At 54.9% G+C, this 15127-nt stretch carries 22 protein-coding genes; 18 read left to right on the top strand and 4 right to left on the bottom strand.

The window, feature by feature from the left end; translation table 11 throughout:
• The 3 genes from MCP_RS15835 to hisD form a co-directional block, all read right to left on the bottom strand.
• Entirely contained in the window at positions 1–141 is a 141-nt protein-coding gene (locus MCP_RS15835; protein ID WP_173332313.1) for a hypothetical protein, read from the bottom strand.
• A gap of 64 nt (positions 142–205) precedes the next feature.
• The gene (gene aspS / locus MCP_RS03585; protein ID WP_012899457.1) at positions 206–1510 is read right to left on the bottom strand and encodes an aspartate--tRNA(Asn) ligase; all 1305 of its coding nucleotides are present in this window, start codon (positions 1508–1510) and stop codon (positions 206–208) included.
• Positions 1510–2781: a histidinol dehydrogenase gene (gene hisD, locus MCP_RS03580; RefSeq protein ID WP_012899456.1), complete on the bottom strand. Its 1272-nt coding sequence runs from the start codon at positions 2779–2781 to the stop codon at positions 1510–1512. Before hisD ends, aspS begins: the two co-directional genes overlap by 1 nt.
• A 136-nt stretch (positions 2782–2917) precedes the next feature.
• Here hisD and MCP_RS03575 point away from each other — a divergent pair, with 136 nt between their 5' ends.
• Entirely contained in the window at positions 2918–3394 is a 477-nt protein-coding gene (locus tag MCP_RS03575; protein ID WP_012899455.1) for a GNAT family N-acetyltransferase, read from the top strand.
• Here MCP_RS03575 and MCP_RS03570 read toward each other — a convergent pair.
• The gene (locus MCP_RS03570) at positions 3371–3865 is read right to left on the bottom strand and encodes a hypothetical protein (protein ID WP_128859918.1); all 495 of its coding nucleotides are present in this window, start codon (positions 3863–3865) and stop codon (positions 3371–3373) included. The two genes, MCP_RS03575 and MCP_RS03570, sit on opposite strands and share 24 nt — an antisense overlap.
• Before the next feature lie 173 nt (positions 3866–4038).
• On the opposite strand from MCP_RS03570, the gene MCP_RS03565 reads away from it, so the two are divergent.
• From MCP_RS03565 to MCP_RS03490, 17 genes are all read left to right on the top strand, one after another.
• Complete coding sequence (locus MCP_RS03565) at positions 4039–4236, top strand: ribbon-helix-helix domain-containing protein (protein WP_012899453.1); 198 nt, start codon at positions 4039–4041, stop codon at positions 4234–4236.
• Positions 4236–4919 carry a 7-cyano-7-deazaguanine synthase QueC gene (queC, locus tag MCP_RS03560; RefSeq protein ID WP_128567006.1) on the top strand — a complete coding sequence of 228 codons (684 nt, stop codon included), beginning with the start codon at positions 4236–4238 and terminating at the stop codon, positions 4917–4919. Before MCP_RS03565 ends, queC begins: the two co-directional genes overlap by 1 nt.
• On the top strand, positions 4916–5470 hold the full coding sequence (locus MCP_RS03555; protein ID WP_012899451.1) for a DUF366 family protein: 555 nt from the start codon (positions 4916–4918) through the stop codon (positions 5468–5470). The genes queC and MCP_RS03555 overlap by 4 nt, the downstream gene beginning before the upstream one ends.
• Entirely contained in the window at positions 5467–6198 is a 732-nt protein-coding gene (locus MCP_RS03550; protein WP_012899450.1) for a 7-carboxy-7-deazaguanine synthase QueE, read from the top strand. Before MCP_RS03555 ends, MCP_RS03550 begins: the two co-directional genes overlap by 4 nt.
• A complete protein-coding gene (queD, locus tag MCP_RS03545; RefSeq protein WP_012899449.1) occupies positions 6195–6533 on the top strand; it encodes a 6-carboxytetrahydropterin synthase QueD in 339 nt (112 codons plus the stop codon). The genes MCP_RS03550 and queD overlap by 4 nt, the downstream gene beginning before the upstream one ends.
• Positions 6534–6899: 366 nt before the next feature.
• Complete coding sequence (locus MCP_RS03540) at positions 6900–7316, top strand: CBS domain-containing protein (RefSeq protein ID WP_012899448.1); 417 nt, start codon at positions 6900–6902, stop codon at positions 7314–7316.
• A 92-nt stretch (positions 7317–7408) separates the two neighbouring features.
• Entirely contained in the window at positions 7409–8086 is a 678-nt protein-coding gene (gene phoU / locus MCP_RS03535) for a phosphate signaling complex protein PhoU (RefSeq protein ID WP_012899447.1), read from the top strand.
• Between the two features lie 4 nt (positions 8087–8090).
• Entirely contained in the window at positions 8091–8822 is a 732-nt protein-coding gene (locus MCP_RS03530) for an HAD family hydrolase (protein WP_012899446.1), read from the top strand.
• On the top strand, positions 8822–9796 hold the full coding sequence (locus MCP_RS03525) for a phosphotransferase family protein (RefSeq protein WP_012899445.1): 975 nt from the start codon (positions 8822–8824) through the stop codon (positions 9794–9796). Before MCP_RS03530 ends, MCP_RS03525 begins: the two co-directional genes overlap by 1 nt.
• Before the next feature lie 73 nt (positions 9797–9869).
• Positions 9870–10646 carry a DUF4013 domain-containing protein gene (locus MCP_RS03520; protein WP_012899444.1) on the top strand — a complete coding sequence of 259 codons (777 nt, stop codon included), beginning with the start codon at positions 9870–9872 and terminating at the stop codon, positions 10644–10646.
• 68 nt (positions 10647–10714) lie between these two features.
• On the top strand, positions 10715–11416 hold the full coding sequence (locus MCP_RS03515; RefSeq protein ID WP_012899443.1) for a PspA/IM30 family protein: 702 nt from the start codon (positions 10715–10717) through the stop codon (positions 11414–11416).
• A complete protein-coding gene (locus MCP_RS03510; protein ID WP_012899442.1) occupies positions 11413–11691 on the top strand; it encodes a PspA-associated protein PspAA in 279 nt (92 codons plus the stop codon). The genes MCP_RS03515 and MCP_RS03510 overlap by 4 nt, the downstream gene beginning before the upstream one ends.
• Positions 11692–12426: 735 nt before the next feature.
• Positions 12427–13242: an arsenite methyltransferase gene (gene arsM, locus MCP_RS03505; RefSeq protein WP_012899441.1), complete on the top strand. Its 816-nt coding sequence runs from the start codon at positions 12427–12429 to the stop codon at positions 13240–13242.
• Between the two features lie 16 nt (positions 13243–13258).
• On the top strand, positions 13259–13423 hold the full coding sequence (locus MCP_RS15610) for a hypothetical protein (RefSeq protein ID WP_012899440.1): 165 nt from the start codon (positions 13259–13261) through the stop codon (positions 13421–13423).
• 47 nt (positions 13424–13470) lie between these two features.
• The gene (locus MCP_RS03500) at positions 13471–13803 is read left to right on the top strand and encodes an ArsR/SmtB family transcription factor (protein ID WP_012899439.1); all 333 of its coding nucleotides are present in this window, start codon (positions 13471–13473) and stop codon (positions 13801–13803) included.
• Between the two features lie 84 nt (positions 13804–13887).
• A complete protein-coding gene (locus MCP_RS03495; RefSeq protein WP_012899438.1) occupies positions 13888–14193 on the top strand; it encodes a cupin domain-containing protein in 306 nt (101 codons plus the stop codon).
• Positions 14194–14206: 13 nt separating this feature from the next.
• Positions 14207–15127 carry a daunorubicin resistance protein DrrA family ABC transporter ATP-binding protein gene (locus MCP_RS03490; RefSeq protein ID WP_012899437.1) on the top strand — a complete coding sequence of 307 codons (921 nt, stop codon included), beginning with the start codon at positions 14207–14209 and terminating at the stop codon, positions 15125–15127.

The raw sequence follows: 15127 nt of genomic DNA, 5'->3' as shown, positions 1-15127 counted from the left end.
TCACCGGCGAGGCCCTTTCTCTTTTTCCGCCCGCTTGCCCTCTTCGATGAGACGCTTCACTTTTTGCCCGCCTTTATGGCCTCCCAGGTGTCCCGCCTCTTCCACGGTCATCTTCCCGATGCCTTTTTTCTCTTCGGCCATACGTTCGCGGATTGGCCTTCACGGTTAAAAAAATAGTACAGGTTTAAGGCGTCAGGCGTACATGTTAAGGCGTGAGACGCACACGGTCTCGCGGGAAAAGGACGGCCTCACGGATGTTATTCAGGTTGAGCATCGTCTGGAGCAGCCTCTCGGCGCCGAGGCCCCAGCCGGCATGTGGAGGCATGCCGTACCTGAACGAGTCTAAATAGAACTTAAAGCTCTCCGGGCTCAGGCCCTTCTCTTCCATCTTTTTGACCAGCTCCGCATAGCGGTACTCGCGCTGGGCACCCGACGAGAGCTCCATGCGCGGGTGCATGAGGTCAAAGGCCTTGCATATAGAAGGATCGTTCTCGCATGGCTGCGTGTAGAATGCCCGGATGTTGGTCGGCCAGTTTACGATGAAGTAGTGCTCGCCGATGGCCTGCCCGACGGCGTGCTCCGCCTGGGTCGACAGGTCGTCGCCGTACTCGATGTCGGCGCACTCCGGGTCCTTTTTGGCGATCTCGATGGCGTCCCTATAACATAAGCGCCTGAACGGCGTCTTCGGGACCTGCAGGTCCACGTTCAGCACTTTGAGCTGTGCCTGGCAGTGCTCCTTTACATAGGCATAAGCGTAAGCGATGGTGTTCTCCAGCAGCCGCATGGCGTCCTCATCGGTGGCGAATGACAGCTCCACGTCGATGGACGTGGCCTCGTTGAGGTGCTTCCGGGTGGCGTGCTCCTCGGCCCTGAATATGGGGCCGATCTCGTACACTCGATCCATTCCTCCCGCCATCATCATCTGTTTATATAGCTGGGGGCTCTGGTTGAGGAACGCCTCGCGCTCGAAGTATGAGATGGGGAATAGCTCTGTGCCGCCCTCGGTGGCCGTAGCCACGATCTTGGGGGAGGCGATCTCCAGGCACCCCTGGGACGATAAATAATCGCGAATGGCCTTGATCATGTTGGCCCTTACATAGAAGACCGCGGTGACCTCGGGGCTGCGCAGGTCCATAAAGCGTGAGTCCAGCCTGGTGTCCAGCTCTGCGGGCACTTTACCGGTGGGGTCCAGCGGCAGCGGGGCGTCGGCCCGGGAGAGCACCTCAAGGGCGGTCGGGATCAGCTCATAACCGTTAGGAGCCTTCTCCATCGCCTTAACGTCGCCCGTAACGGAGACGACGGATTCCCGGCTCAATCCCTTAACCGTATCGACGATCTCCTTAGAGACTTTTTTCTTGGGCATGGTAACCTGTACCAGGCCCTCCCGGTCCCTCAATATGAGAAAGGCAAGGCCGCCGAAATCCCTGATCTCGTGCACCCAGCCGTTGACCGTGACGGTCGAGCCGTTCATGGCCGGCGTGATATCCCTTGAATAGTGGGTCCTCTGCATTATTCGAACCTCTTATATACTGATCTTGCGTGCGCGTCGAAGCCCTCGATCTCCGCGAGGGCCGTGATCGTGTCCTTGATGCCTTCCAGGCCCCCCTTTTCGATGACCTGGACGCTGGTCGTTTTTATGAACTGCATGGTGTTCATGCCTGAAAATACTTTTGCATAGCCGCCCGTGGGGAGCACGTGGTTGGCGCCGCTCGCGTAATCGCCCGCGGCGACGGGGGCGTAATCGCCCACATACACGGTCCCGGCGTTCCGGACTTTGTTGAGCGTGCTCATGGGGTCCCGGACCATGATCTCGACGTGCTCCGGGGCGATGCGGTTGCACACTTCCACGGCCGCGTCGAGGTCGTCGAGTACGTATATTCCCATGCCCGCCTTATCGATGATCTGCCTTCTCGGCGCATTCTCTTTTTGGCGCTCGATCTCGAGCTCCACCGACTCGGCCAGCATCTCGGAGGGCGTCAGGAGTATAGACATGGCGTTCACGTCGTGCTCGGCCTGGGCGATCATGTCGGATGCGATGAAAGAGGGGATGGCCGTGTCGTCCGCGATGACCACGATCTCGCTTGGCCCCGCGGGCATGTCGATCTCGGCGGCGTCCCGCACGTACATCTTGGCCGCCGTCACGTAGATGTTGCCCGGCCCGACGATCTTCTCGACCTTCGGGATGCTCTGGGTGCCATAGGCCATGGCTGCGATGGCCTGCACGCCGCCCACCTTGAATATACGGTCGGCGCCGGCCATGTCAAGCGCAGTAAGCGTTAGTGGATGGATGGTACCGTCCTTGCGCGGGGGCGTACAGGCGATGATCTCTGAAACGCCTGCCACCTGGGCAGGCACTATGAGCATGAGCGCGGTCGAAGGATACGAGCCGGTGCCTCCCGGCACGTAAGCCCCGATCCTCTCGAGGGGCGTGAACTTCTGGCCCAGGCGAATGCCGGGCGATATCTCGGTGAGCCACATGTCGCCGGACGGCCTCTGCAAAGCGTGAAAGGCCTCAATGTTATCGATGGCCTTCTCCAGGTGCCCGATGGTCTCGTAATCGATGAGCTCCACGGCGTTGTACATCTCGTCATCCGTGACCTCCAGGTCCCGCAGGTCGACGCCGTCGAACTGCTTCGTGTACTTTCGTACGGCAGCATCTCCTCCTTCCCTGACCTCGTCGGCGACTTTTTTCGCCGTGTCCATGACCGACGAGATGCTGGTCCTCCTCTTAAAGACCTCGTCGAGCGCCGCGTCATCGACCCCATATAGCTGTTTTATCATCGGAACGCCTCATCCAACCATTATTTTGCATTATACATAGCTAGGTATTCATTAAGCTTTCTTTTAAAATACCAAAAACTATTTTCTATGGAAGGCGCTCTATCATTATCCTGAAAAATATTCCTGAAGGAACTTTATGAGCGGCAATGACGGCCATTCCGCCTGCATTTTTATCCGGGCGGCCAAGGAAGACGACGTCGAGAAGATGTACCGGCTGGAGCAGATGTGCTTCGACATCGAGGCCTTCTCCACGCACCAGCTCCAGTATCTCATTAACACGAAGACGGCTTTTTCTTACGTGGCCGAAGCCGAAGGGGATTTTGCGGGCTTCATCATCGGGCTCACGAACCGGAACCGCTTCGGCAAGTACGGGCGCGTCTACACCCTTGACGTGGACGACCGTTTCCGGCGCATGGGCATCGCCACGACGCTCATGGATGCGCTGATGGAGAGCCTGCGCAGGGCTGGCTGCACGAGCTGTTTCCTTGAAGTGAAGATGGATAATAGCAAGGCTATCCCGCTTTATGAGAAGATGGGTTTCCGTCGCTCCCGCATCGTGCCCAACTATTATTCGAGCGGCGTTCACGCCTTAAAGATGAAGAAGCCGCTGTAGTACCGGCTCCCTGATGCTGACGTTTTTTATCGTGGCCTGTATCGCTATGGCAGCGCACGCCAGGTTCAGCAAGACCAGGGCCGCCGTTATAAGTAGCGAGTAGTTCCCGATGAGCCGTTGTACTTCGAATATGTCCGTGCCCGGCGCATAGTTGAGGGCGTAGATCGCCGTGCGCATTGCCATGAAGATGGGCAGGGGCGCGTAGTCAGATAGCAGCGTGAAGAACGCCAGGAGCGTCGTCACTGTCAGCCCTGCGATTTCCATGGACAGTACGCCCGGCGTGCCGGATACGAACGAATGCAGAGTGTATGCGTCTGTGCCCAGGGGATTCACGTATATTTCAAATACCTGGCCGCCCAGCGTTTTTATTACGAGCGCGTGGCCGGCCTCGTGTAAGAATCCGTAGGAAAAGTTGGCGGCCCAGAGGATCAAAGCAAGTGCCAGTATGCCGAGCGCGCCGTTTTTAAGCATATCGGTTAGCTTGCGATTTTGCTTTATATCCTTTTTCCTGCTCTGGAAATTTTTTCGCTTCCAGTGGCATTCCATGCGCAAGTTATGTTATAAACTGGCAGGTTTTGATAAATTTTATTGAATAATCTATTTATATTATTGTGATATTACTGCGGTAATACAGTGATATTATCATGCCGAAGATCAGCGTCGATATCCCCCAGGAGTTACTGGATGACCTTATGACCCACGTGGGGAAGGATAAGAAGTTCGTGAGCCAGTCGGACGCTGTCCGCACGGCTATACGTAAGATGCTCGACTCGCTGGACGAGGTCGACCGCCTCCACGGTCGTGTCGACCGGCGGCATAGCCGGACGGGGAGGGATAAGTGATGGGCTCCATCGTGCTTTTGTCGAGCGGACTTGACTCTGCCGTGGCCTTTAAGATGGCGCTGGACGCCTTTGGCGTCGACCTTGCGCTGACTTTTGACTATGGGCAAAGGGCGGCTGACATGGAAATAGAGAGCGCCAAAATGATCTGTGAGCGTTTCGGGGTCCGGCATGAAGTCATCGAGGCGCCCTGGCTGGAAGATGTGACTTTGACAGCGCTCGTCAACCGGGGCGAGTCGGTTCCCACGCCTAGCGAGACAGAGCTGGATGAGATAAAAGGGAAAGCGCGGGAGACAGCGCATGCCGTCTGGGTGCCTAACAGGAACGGAGCGTTCATCAACATCGCCGCCTGCTTCGCCGACGCCCTGAAGGTGGATCATATCGTCTGCGGCTTCAACGCCGAGGAAGGTGCCACTTTCCCGGATAACACGCCGGCCTTCGTGGAAGCCATCAATAAGAGCCTGTATTATTCGACGGAAAATCATGCAAAAGTAATCGCTCCTGTCATCGATATGGATAAGGTCGAGATCATAAAAAAGGGCATGAGCATCGACGCCCCGCTGGACTTGAGCTGGAGCTGCTACGTTTCGGGCGAGAAGCCCTGTGGAAAGTGCGAGAGCTGCGTGCGCCGGGCCCGAGCTTTCAAGCGGGCCGGTGTCGCCGACCCATCGCTGGTGGTAAAGTGAAATGCATTTTCGCCGGAGAGCGCATCGGCTACGACGGCAGCCAGATCGGCTCGCTGTGGGCTTATACGAAGTTCGAGGTGCAGGACGACAATATCATATGCTTCCGGGGAAGCTGTGCCATTCCTTTAAAGCACATGATCGACGTCGAGGATAAGATACACAACGAAAAAATTGAGTCGCCCGACATGCTGCACTTCATCGTGGAACATTTTGATATGCCTTCGCTCAAGGTGGCTTATGCAAGGCAGCGCCTGCTCGCCTGCATCGCCGGAGAGGTCTTCAAGGACATGGGCTATAGCGTGAGCCGCAAGGGGGACGACCTGTTCTATAATAACGGGAAGCTATCCATCTCGATCGCGTCCACGAGCCCCGTGAGCTGTAAAATTCATTTCGGCATCAACGTCCGGTGCGATGAGTACATGAGCCTGGAAAAGATGGGCATAAAAGACGTTGATGCGGTACAAAAGCAGATCGGCCAGCGCTATGCGGCCGAATACGAAGACATGGAAAGAGACATACGCAAGTCGAGGCCCCTGGAGGCCTACCAATGAAGTCGCCGATACGTGAGATTTTCGTCAGCGCGCAGGGAGAAGGGCCCTACGTGGGATACCGGCAATTGTTCGTCCGGTTCCCGAAGTGTAACTTAGAATGCCAGTACTGTGATACCCCGAAGGACTGGAGTTCCGAGAGCAAGTGCCGTGTGGAGTCTAAGCCCGGAGAGTTCGTGGAGTACGATAACCCGTTCTCCTCGGAGCATCTCCTGAGCGTCATCAAGCTTTATGAGCGCATACACTCGGTATCGCTGACTGGCGGGGAGCCTCTCCTTTATGCTAAATTCATTAAGGAACTGAAAACATCGAAGTTCCCGCTCTACCTGGAGTCGAATATGACGCTGCCCGAGGGCGCGAAGGAAGTGAAGGACGTCGTGAAATATGTCTCGGGCGACTTCAAGCTGAAGGACCAGTGCGACTTTAAAGGGCATTATGAAAAGTACTTCAACGACACGGCCCGCTCGTTCAGTATTTTAAGGCAGACCAGCTTCCGGGACTGCTTCTGTAAGATCATTGTCTCGGAAGATATCGACAGAGAGGACATGATGCATGCCGTGGACCAGATCAAGGACTGTATCACCGAGCTTATATTGCAGCCCGTTACGCCCACCGGGGGCGTGGAAGCCGCCTCGTCGAAGCTGCTTCTCGAATTACAGGATAAAGCGTTAGAGAAAGTCGAGAACGTGAGGATCATACCTCAGACACACAGGATGTGGGGTGCACTATGAGACTGGGAGTCATCGAATACATTGACGCCGCGCACTACCTGCCCGGGCACAAGACCTGCGGCCAGTGGCACGGCCACACGTACAAAGTGGAGCTGATCATCGAGGGCGAAAAGAAAGAGACCGGCATGATCATGGATTTTTACGACATGAAGTCGATCCTGCGGCAGGTGCTGAGCGAGTACGACCACCGGCCGTTAAATGATATAATCGAGTACCCGAGCGTCGAGAACATCTGCGAGTCGGTTTACTCTAAATTGCAGGGCAAGATCACGCTGCCCTTCATGATCCGCATCTGGGAAGGGCGGGGCAAGTGGTGCGAGTTGGGCGACATCTAGAAATAAAACTTTTTGTTTTTCAATCACTTCGCGGTTCGACGCCCGGCCATCAGGCCGGGCTACTCCGGCTTTTCGGGTGCTTCGCCGCCGGGGCCGCGCTTGCACCCTCGGCGTCGGGCTTCGCCCGTGCCTCCGCAAGCGCTAAGCGACGTTTTACTCTGATGAGCAAAACGTCCATTACCCCGTCGCCTACGCATCGGCCTGATGGCCGACTGATGCCCGAAAAGACTCCGCCGAACGCGATTTAACATCTCAACAACATCTTTATTATTCTATTTATTTTGTCCCGTCGATATGGCGCGTCATAAAAATGGGTCAATGTGATATCCCCGTATATCAAGGGTATTAAAAAACGGAGTTGGTATCATGCAGGTAAAGGACGTAATGACGACGGGAATAGCGTGCGTGGACTCGAGATCGTCCGCCGCGGATGCGGCGAAGAAGATGAAGGACCAGAACGTCGGCACGGTGCTCGTCGTAGACGAGAACCAGGTGAAGGGGCTGGTGACGGACAGGGCCATCGTGACCAAAGTGGTCGCGGAGCAGCAGAACCCGAAGGACGTGCCCGTTGGGAATGTGATGACGAAGCAGGTGGTGGGATGCCGGGAGAGCGACGACATCCTCGAGGCCGTCAAGACCATGGGCGACATGAAGGTGCGGCGGCTGCCGGTCGTGAATGACCGCGACCAGCTCGTCGGCGTAGTTTCGCTGGCCGACATTGCCCAGGAAATGAGGCCCGCCATGGACTCGATGTTCGACGAGATCACCAAGGCGACGAAATAGCCTATTTTCTTATTTTTTTATAGCTTTTTTTACAAGCGTAATTATAAGCAAAAATGAATATAATTTTATTTAGATAATAAGCGTCGAGGGTTATGGCTACGGTAGTCAGCAGCCGTGTGGATGGTATAAAGGCGGATGTATTGCTCATGATGGGCTACGTCGGCCTGTCGATCGATGAGGCCGTGCGGTCGCTGGACGACCGGGATGTGGACACGGCCAAGTGCGTCATCGGCAGGGACAGGCAGATTAACGAGTACCTGAGGCGGATCGAGGCTGAATGCCTGGACATGCTGGCGAAAAAGCTGGAGGGCGAGGAGCTCAGGACCGTCGCGGCATCGTACAAGCTGGTGAGCGACGTCGAGCGGATCGGCGACTATTGTACGGCCATCGCCAACGTGACGCTGGCCGTCGCGAACAAGCCGGTCACGACAACAGCTCTGGACATCATTAAAATGGGAAGGACGGCGCTCCAGATGCTGAATATCTGTATGGAGGCCTACAAAGGGAGATCTGAAGTAAACGTCGAAGAGGTATTCGACCTCGATAAGTCGATAGACAACCTTTATAACGATTCCTTTGTCGGCTCTATCACATCCATTTTGCGGGAGCCGAACACCATCACGAATGTCATCTATCTCACGATGGCCTCCCGGGCGCTCGAGAGGATCGGAGACCACCTGACCGATATTGCTGAGCGGATCATTTTCATCCGGTCCGGAAAGATCGTCGAGCGCAGCGAGCCCATGCACGTCCCCGAGTTCCCCGAGTGATCCCATGAAGATCAAAGCCGTTGTGTCAGATATCTATACCACGCTCATCGACATCAAGACGGACGAGGTCGATAAAGACCCATACAGGCGCCTTGCGTCCTATTTGAAATACCAGGGAGTCTACCTGTCGGCAGATGAGCTGAAATGGTTCTTTTTCGAGAAGAAGGCGCTCCAGAAGAAGCAGAGTAAGGAAACGTATCCGGAAGTGGATTATAGGCGCATCTGGGGGGACATACTCGGGGAGAACCAGTACTCGGGCGCCGATGTGGTAGCCATCGTGCCTGAAATCGTTAAGCTGCACCGGGCGCTTACCGTGGAGAAGATCAAGCTATACCGTGGCGTCTTCGAGACCCTTGCCGGGCTCAAGGGCGGCAACAACTACAGGCTGGGCATCGTTTCGGACTCGCAGGTCGACCACGCGTACCCCGAGTTGAGGATGCTGGGCATCTTCGGCTTCTTCGACGCGGTCGTCGTTTCCTCGGAGTTCGGTTTCCGCAAGCCGGACGTGCGCCTTTTTGCCGAGTGCCTGAAACGCCTGGAAGTCAGTCCGCATGAGTCCGTCTACATCGGTAACGACACGTTCCGGGACATCAAGGGCGCAAGGGACGCGGGCATGGCCACGGTCCTCATCATGACCAAACATGGCAGTAAGGACGGAAAAGTTGCAGCTCCTGATTTTACCATCGAGCACATCGACGAGATAAACGAAGTTCTAAAGAAGCTGGAGAAAAAATAATGCACGGCCGTTCGAGGCTTTATCGCTATCTTAAAAGTGGAAGACTGTCGGCGAAGGCTGGCTTTGACAGGTATCCCGATCTGCGCGTCAAGCAGCTCGGTGGCTCCCATAACGTATACCTGGTCTCCGACCATCGTAGTCACAAAAAATGCATAGTGAAGTCCTTTGCCGGCAGCGGCCCGAAGTCTGTCCAGCACATGGAGAAGGAGTATAAAAGGCTGCGGCAGGCTGGGCGGCTGGTCGATGACAGGCGCTGGGTGCATGTCGCAAGGCCTCTGTGTAAGAGCAATGGCGAAGGCTTTTTCGCAGAAGAGTTAGTCTCCGGTAAGGCGCTGGGCGACTATATGAGGGATGCCATGGCAAATGGCCGGGACAGCGAACTCTACGAGAAACTCACTATGCTTGCCGGGTTTCTTGCCCTGCTGCATAAGAAAACGGAGCGGCCATCACATGTAAAGCCGTCGAATATCAGGGACGAACTCAAAAAACATGCCCGACAGGCCAGTAAGGGAGGGGCCTTTGCTCCCCACGAATTGAAGCGCATTGAAAGTCTGGTCGATAATGTGACCTCAAATGATCTCATAAGCCAGACAAGAAGGGGACTCGTACACGGCGACGCCAACCCTTCCAACTTTTTATACGATAAAAAACGCCTGAACGTCATCGACATGGAACGCTCCGGGTACAGGGACCCCGTATACGACCTCGGAATGTTGGCCGGAGAGCTCTGCCACTACGCCATGAAGTATGGAGGCAACGAGTATAAGGCCGACCCATTTATCGGCCATCTATACTGGACCTATGCGGGAAACTTCAAAGACCAGTTGGGCACCTTCATCCGCCTGACGGGACGCAACCCGATCTACATGGCCAACTCGTTACTCCGCATCGCCCGGCACCCGTTCTTCAGCCCGGAATACAAGCGCAGGCTGGCCAGAAAAGCTTACGAATGCCTGAAAAGCCTTAAAAAATAGTTGGCGGATCGTTAGAGAATTTATATATATCCGTTCAAGCGTTTTCTGTGTAAAGCAGCCGTATGGTGGGCATATGGAAGGCTATGAAGGCTTAAGCGATCTACTATCGAACTCGATCAAGTACGGATTGTCAAATAAGCGCTCCATCCTGATCTGGGGCGCCGTGTACCTCGTGACGATGCTGTTGTTCTTCGCGGGATATATTGGCGGAATTTTCCTCCTGATAATGGATGAAAAGAGCATGATCGCCTGGGTTTTAATCCTGATATCCTTTATCCCGGTCCTCATACTGAGTGTGTTCCTCGCAGGCTACGTGCGCCGCTGCCTCTCCGGGTTGTTCGCAGGCAACGATACGGTCCCGGATATATCGGACCTCGCCGGCATGGCCGTGGACGGCCTCAAGCTGTCGGCCATATACATTGAAGCCGTCGTGCTCATGTTCATCGTCTTCATCCCGTCTATCGTATTTATCCTGTTATCGTACCGATACGAGGAGGCGATCATCGGATATTGCCTGCTCTACCCGATCGAGCTGATCCTCATGATACTCGTCCTGGGCCTGAACGTGGTCCAGTGGGCGATATTCGCCGACACGGGCAGCCTGATGAGCGGCCTCAATCCGGTGAAAGCCGCCCGGCTCATCGCGGGCGACCTCCGGTATGTCGCCGTAGCGGGTATAGCCGCCTTGATATTATATCTCATCCTATCGGTCGTCAGCACGGTACTGACCCTGCTGGTCATTACACTCCTGGCGCTGCCGTTCGCAATCATGCCATTCTACTTTGCGCTCATCTACATCCTCGCCCGGTTCTACCAGCATGCGAAGGGCAAGCTGCCGGCCGCGGGATGATATTCAAATCCTTTTTCCTGCAAAAAAGCTTATAGGAATATGGCATATGTATACAATAGTGATTTTTCATGCCAGGACTCTTAAGCAGGCTCACCGCCACCATAAAGGCGAAGCTTAGCAGCCTCCTCGACATGTTCGAGGACCCGAGGGAAACGCTCGACTATTCATACAAGCGGCAGCTTGAATTGCAGACGGACGTGAAGAAAGGCGTTGCTAACGTTATAACGGCGCGCAAAAGGCTGGAGCTCCAGAAGAGCAAGCTCGAGGCGAACATCACGAGGCTCAACGAGCAGGCCCGTGAGGCCGTGGCCGCCGGCAGGGACGACCTGGCCGCCATCGCGCTCCAGCGCAAGATGGACATGATGACGCAGGCGGACTCGATCACGGCGCAGATCCAGGACCTGCAGCGGCAGGAGGACAAGCTCACCGATACTGCGAGGAAGCTGGACGTCAAGATCGAGCAGTTCCGCACCGAGAAGGAGACCATCAAGGCCCAGTACTCCGCGGCCGAGGCCAAGGTCAAGATCCAGGAGGCGACGACTGGAATTGGCGAAGAGATGGCCGATGTCGGATATGCGGTCCAGCGTGCGAGGGATAAGACCGAGGAGATGCAGGCCCGGAGCGAGGCCATCGACACCATGGTCGAGCAGGGCACGCTCGAGGACGTCCTCGGCAACAAGGACCTCGTCGAGAAGGAGCTGGAGAAGATCAAGAGCGACGCCGCCGTCAAGCGGGAGCTCGAGACGCTGAAGCAGGAGGTCAAGCGATGATCGTGCGCATCTTGAATGAGAACCAGTACGTGGTGCCTTCGCTGTACTATGACGACATCAATAAGCTGGACAACGAGATCGTGCACCTCATCGCGAAGGGCGACGAGAAGGGCTTTAAGAATACGTACGCTAAGCTCATCGAGATCGTGCGCAAGAATGGCGTTCCGATGGATGTTAAGGCCATCAAGGAGTCGGACCTCATCATCCCGCCGGCGGACCTCACGTTCGAGGAGGCCCGGCGGATCTTCGTTGGCGAGGGGCTCATCCCCGGCTGAACTTCTTTTTAGTTTTTTCTCCTTAATTAGGATTTATGGGCACAGTTACTTGGTTTTTCACCACAGAGACCAGTAGTTCGTATTTATGGTTTAATTCTTTATCAGTTATGCGCTGATCAAATCAGTTTGGTCGGTATCTCGAACCTCTCCAAAGGAAATAAACCACGAATTCTTCTTTAAGATTTTACTCACTAAACCCCTAAGCCTCTAAAACACCGTCAACGCACGAACTCACGAATACTCGGGGCATTGCACGAACGCTCGAAGCCTCAAACCCGAAAAGAAGGCTCGAAAACTCGAATACACGTTCGAAACGCTAAACGACATAGCACTAACTCTCTAAGGCTCGGCTAAAACGCCAACGACCCAAACACCCAAAATGCGGGGTAACAACCGGGCTCTTGGAGTGTTCGTGCTCCACCGTTTAGCGTTTCAAACGTGATTTAGAGACTTAGAGCTTTCTTTTCGGGTTAGCGCGTTAGAGGCTTAGAGCACTGCCCTGTGGATTAGAGAGTTCGTGCGTTGACGGTGTGCTAGAGTATTCGAGGCTTAGAGGCTTTGTGAGTAAAATCTAAAAGAAAAATTCGTGGTTTAATTCCTTTGGAGAGGTTCGTGATACCGACCGAGCAATCCAGCGTTCACTGCATACTACATAAAAGTGAAGAAGTAATTTTATCTTTGAACATATCGATATATTTAAATATGTTATGATGTGTATATGTTGGCGATGATACAATGAGCAGTAAGATTGACGAGCTATCGGTCAGGAAGGCCGTGAAGGAGAGGTACTCGGGACTGGCAACGTCCGGGAGCAGCGGGAAGGACTATGCGTCCCGGATAGGTTATTCGGGCGAGGCTGTAGAAAAATTACCGGACCAGGTATTAGAGGTCAGCGCCGGCTGCGGCAACCCGACGGCTATCGCCGACCTGAAGCCTGGCCAGACCGTGCTCGACCTGGGCAGCGGCGGGGGCATCGACGTCTTCCTGTCGGCGCAGGCCGTAGGTTCGAAGGGCAAGGCCATAGGGGTCGATGCGACGCCCGAGATGATATGGAGGGCCCGAAAGGCCGCGAAAGAGATGAATGCCACCAATGTAGAGTTCCGGCTGGGCGAGATCGAGTGCATGCCCGTCGAGTCGAATACCGTGGACGTGGTCATCAGCAACTGCGTTATCAACCTGAGCCCGGATAAGGAAAAGGCGTTCATGGAGGCATTCAGGGTGCTCAGGCCGGGCGGTAAGCTGGCCGTATCGGACATGGTGCTGACAGAAGACGTGAAAGCGGATGAGCAGGAGATGTTCAAGTCCTGGGCGAGCTGTATCGGCGGCGCCATACCGCTGGATGAGTACGTAGGGAAGATGAAGGCTGCAGGGTTCAAGGACATAGAGATAAACAGCAGGCACACCTATACCAGCGAGGAGCTTGCCCTCATGCTCGGCGATACGGGCTGCTGCGGCAGCGGCTGCGGATGCGGCACCGGCATCACGACCCTTACCGGCAGCAAGGCCCTGTCGAAGGTGGCGACCGTCAAAATAACCGCGAGGAAGGAGTAATTAAGGAGGACAGAACATGCTTGAAAAGATCATCTGCATCGAAGGCCTGACGTGCGAGAGAAGCGCCCCATTCGCAGGCATGCGCCTCGTACAGGAAGACGTCGAGGTAACCATGGGGAAGAGGCGCGTCGCGATACCGCACGTATCAGAGCTGGAGTCCATGGCACGCCGCGGCTTCTAAAACATTTTATATTTTAATGAGGACAAAGACAATAGCGGGTCGATGATATGGCGAACGGGGAAAAGTGCTGCGAGAACCTGAAGCCGGTGCTGGATAAGCTCATGAAAAAAATGCCTTCGAACGAGGATACGAAAAGACAGGCAGAGTATTTCAAGGCTATTTCCGATCCCGCGCGGGTCAGGATCATATATGCCCTGGCGAACGGCGAGTTGTGCGTATGCGAGCTCATGCTGATCATGGGCATGCAGCAGACCGTCGTCTCCCATCACCTCAAGATCCTGAAATATGCTAATATCGTATCGGACAGGAAATCCGGGAAATGGGTTAACTATTCACTGGCAGACCGACGAGTACTCGACATACTTAAGGCTATTGAGTAGGGACCCGAAAAGATAGCTCTCGTTTCACCTTTTTAAAGTAACGCCAACTATTTTAACGTTTATTAAAATATATAATTGATTGAAATGAGCCTTATCGACCTGCTTGCCCTATCCGAATATTCGATCGAAGGCAGGATAAAAAAGGACCTGTTGAAAACGAAGGGATTTAACGCTGTCCTTGTATGCCTGGATGCCGGGCAGGAGATACCTCCCCACCCTGAGCCCTATGAAGTGCTATTCATCGTCATAGAAGGCGAAGGGACAATAACAGGTGGCGATGGCCGATACAGTGTCAAGCCGGGGAACGCCGTCTATGTGAAAAACGGCGAGATCCGGGGTATCAGATGTGATAAAAGGATGGCCATCGTGGGCATACAGGAAGCCCATTAAGGGTGGTGAGCGAATGAATGCGATCGAGGCCAACAGATTGACGAAGTATTATGGGAGCCTTGCAGCGGTAGATCAAGTCTCGTTTACCGTGGATGAAGGCGAGATTTTTGGCTTTTTAGGCCCGAATGGGGCGGGTAAGACCACTACGATGAGGATGCTCACCGGGGTGATCAGGCCTGATGAAGGCACTGGGTCCATCATGGGATACGACGTAGTGAAGGAGAATATTCGTGCGAAACAGGCCCGCGGGGTTGTGCCCGATACGTCAAACGCCTACGTCGATATCTCGGCCTGGCAGAACCTGCTATTGACGGGCGACCTCTATGGCGTGCCCAGAAGGCTAACGGAGGAGAGGGCTGAAAAATTACTCAGGCGGTTCGGGCTTTATGAAAAAAGGGATCAGGTCGTAAAAGGCTATTCTAAGGGAATGAAGCAAAGGCTCATCCTTTGCATGGCGCTGGTCAGCGAGCCTCCAATATTGTTCCTGGATGAGCCGACATCGGGCCTGGACGTCGAGAGCTCCCGGCTGATCAAGGACATCGTCCGCGAGGTGAACAAAGGGGGAGTTACGGTCTTTTTAACGACCCATAATATGGAGGAGGCGAACCAGCTCTGCGACCGTATCGCCATCATCCGGTCGGGCAGGATCGTGGCCGTCGACAGCCCCGAGAAGCTTAAGGCCCGGAGCAAGGAGCTCCAGTCGATCGAGGTCAGCTTCGACCGGCCGATCGACCTAGCTGGCGTGCCTTTGAGCGGCATTGCTAAGACCGTCAAGGCCGGCGATAAGTACCGGCTCTATACCGGGGACCCCGATACGGTTATCAAGCAGCTTGTCGATTACGCCGAGAGCGAGCGGCTGAGGATCGTGGCCTTAAGCCTGCTCTCGCCGTCGCTGGAAGACGTTTTCGTGGAATTGACCAAAAAGGAGGCCTGA

This window comes from Methanocella paludicola SANAE, assembly GCF_000011005.1.
GTDB classification, from domain to species: Archaea; Halobacteriota; Methanocellia; order Methanocellales; family Methanocellaceae; genus Methanocella; species Methanocella paludicola.
Note: the sequence above shows the minus strand (reverse complement) of the source record. Positions and strands in the feature narration are given on the sequence as shown.

Excerpts from the sequence above, each read along its gene's own strand:
- MCP_RS03550 (WP_012899450.1), top strand. The coding sequence starts at position 5,467 with ATGAAGTCGCCGATACGTGAGATTTTCGTCAGCGCGCAGGGAGAAGGG.
- MCP_RS03540 (WP_012899448.1), top strand. The coding sequence starts at position 6,900 with ATGCAGGTAAAGGACGTAATGACGACGGGAATAGCGTGCGTGGACTCG.
- MCP_RS03515 (WP_012899443.1), top strand. The coding sequence starts at position 10,715 with ATGCCAGGACTCTTAAGCAGGCTCACCGCCACCATAAAGGCGAAGCTT.
- aspS (WP_012899457.1), bottom strand. The coding sequence starts at position 1,510 with ATGCAGAGGACCCACTATTCAAGGGATATCACGCCGGCCATGAACGGC.
- MCP_RS03575 (WP_012899455.1), top strand. The coding sequence starts at position 2,918 with ATGAGCGGCAATGACGGCCATTCCGCCTGCATTTTTATCCGGGCGGCC.
- MCP_RS03520 (WP_012899444.1), top strand. The coding sequence starts at position 9,870 with ATGGAAGGCTATGAAGGCTTAAGCGATCTACTATCGAACTCGATCAAG.
- MCP_RS03490 (WP_012899437.1), top strand. The coding sequence starts at position 14,207 with ATGAATGCGATCGAGGCCAACAGATTGACGAAGTATTATGGGAGCCTT.
- queD (WP_012899449.1), top strand. The coding sequence starts at position 6,195 with ATGAGACTGGGAGTCATCGAATACATTGACGCCGCGCACTACCTGCCC.
- arsM (WP_012899441.1), top strand. The coding sequence starts at position 12,427 with ATGAGCAGTAAGATTGACGAGCTATCGGTCAGGAAGGCCGTGAAGGAG.
- MCP_RS03525 (WP_012899445.1), top strand. The coding sequence starts at position 8,822 with ATGCACGGCCGTTCGAGGCTTTATCGCTATCTTAAAAGTGGAAGACTG.
- MCP_RS03565 (WP_012899453.1), top strand. The coding sequence starts at position 4,039 with ATGCCGAAGATCAGCGTCGATATCCCCCAGGAGTTACTGGATGACCTT.
- MCP_RS15610 (WP_012899440.1), top strand. The coding sequence starts at position 13,259 with ATGCTTGAAAAGATCATCTGCATCGAAGGCCTGACGTGCGAGAGAAGC.
- MCP_RS03530 (WP_012899446.1), top strand. The coding sequence starts at position 8,091 with ATGAAGATCAAAGCCGTTGTGTCAGATATCTATACCACGCTCATCGAC.
- queC (WP_128567006.1), top strand. The coding sequence starts at position 4,236 with ATGGGCTCCATCGTGCTTTTGTCGAGCGGACTTGACTCTGCCGTGGCC.
- MCP_RS03570 (WP_128859918.1), bottom strand. The coding sequence starts at position 3,865 with ATGCTTAAAAACGGCGCGCTCGGCATACTGGCACTTGCTTTGATCCTC.
- phoU (WP_012899447.1), top strand. The coding sequence starts at position 7,409 with ATGGCTACGGTAGTCAGCAGCCGTGTGGATGGTATAAAGGCGGATGTA.
- MCP_RS15835 (WP_173332313.1), bottom strand. The coding sequence starts at position 141 with ATGGCCGAAGAGAAAAAAGGCATCGGGAAGATGACCGTGGAAGAGGCG.
- MCP_RS03510 (WP_012899442.1), top strand. The coding sequence starts at position 11,413 with ATGATCGTGCGCATCTTGAATGAGAACCAGTACGTGGTGCCTTCGCTG.
- hisD (WP_012899456.1), bottom strand. The coding sequence starts at position 2,781 with ATGATAAAACAGCTATATGGGGTCGATGACGCGGCGCTCGACGAGGTC.
- MCP_RS03495 (WP_012899438.1), top strand. The coding sequence starts at position 13,888 with ATGAGCCTTATCGACCTGCTTGCCCTATCCGAATATTCGATCGAAGGC.
- MCP_RS03500 (WP_012899439.1), top strand. The coding sequence starts at position 13,471 with ATGGCGAACGGGGAAAAGTGCTGCGAGAACCTGAAGCCGGTGCTGGAT.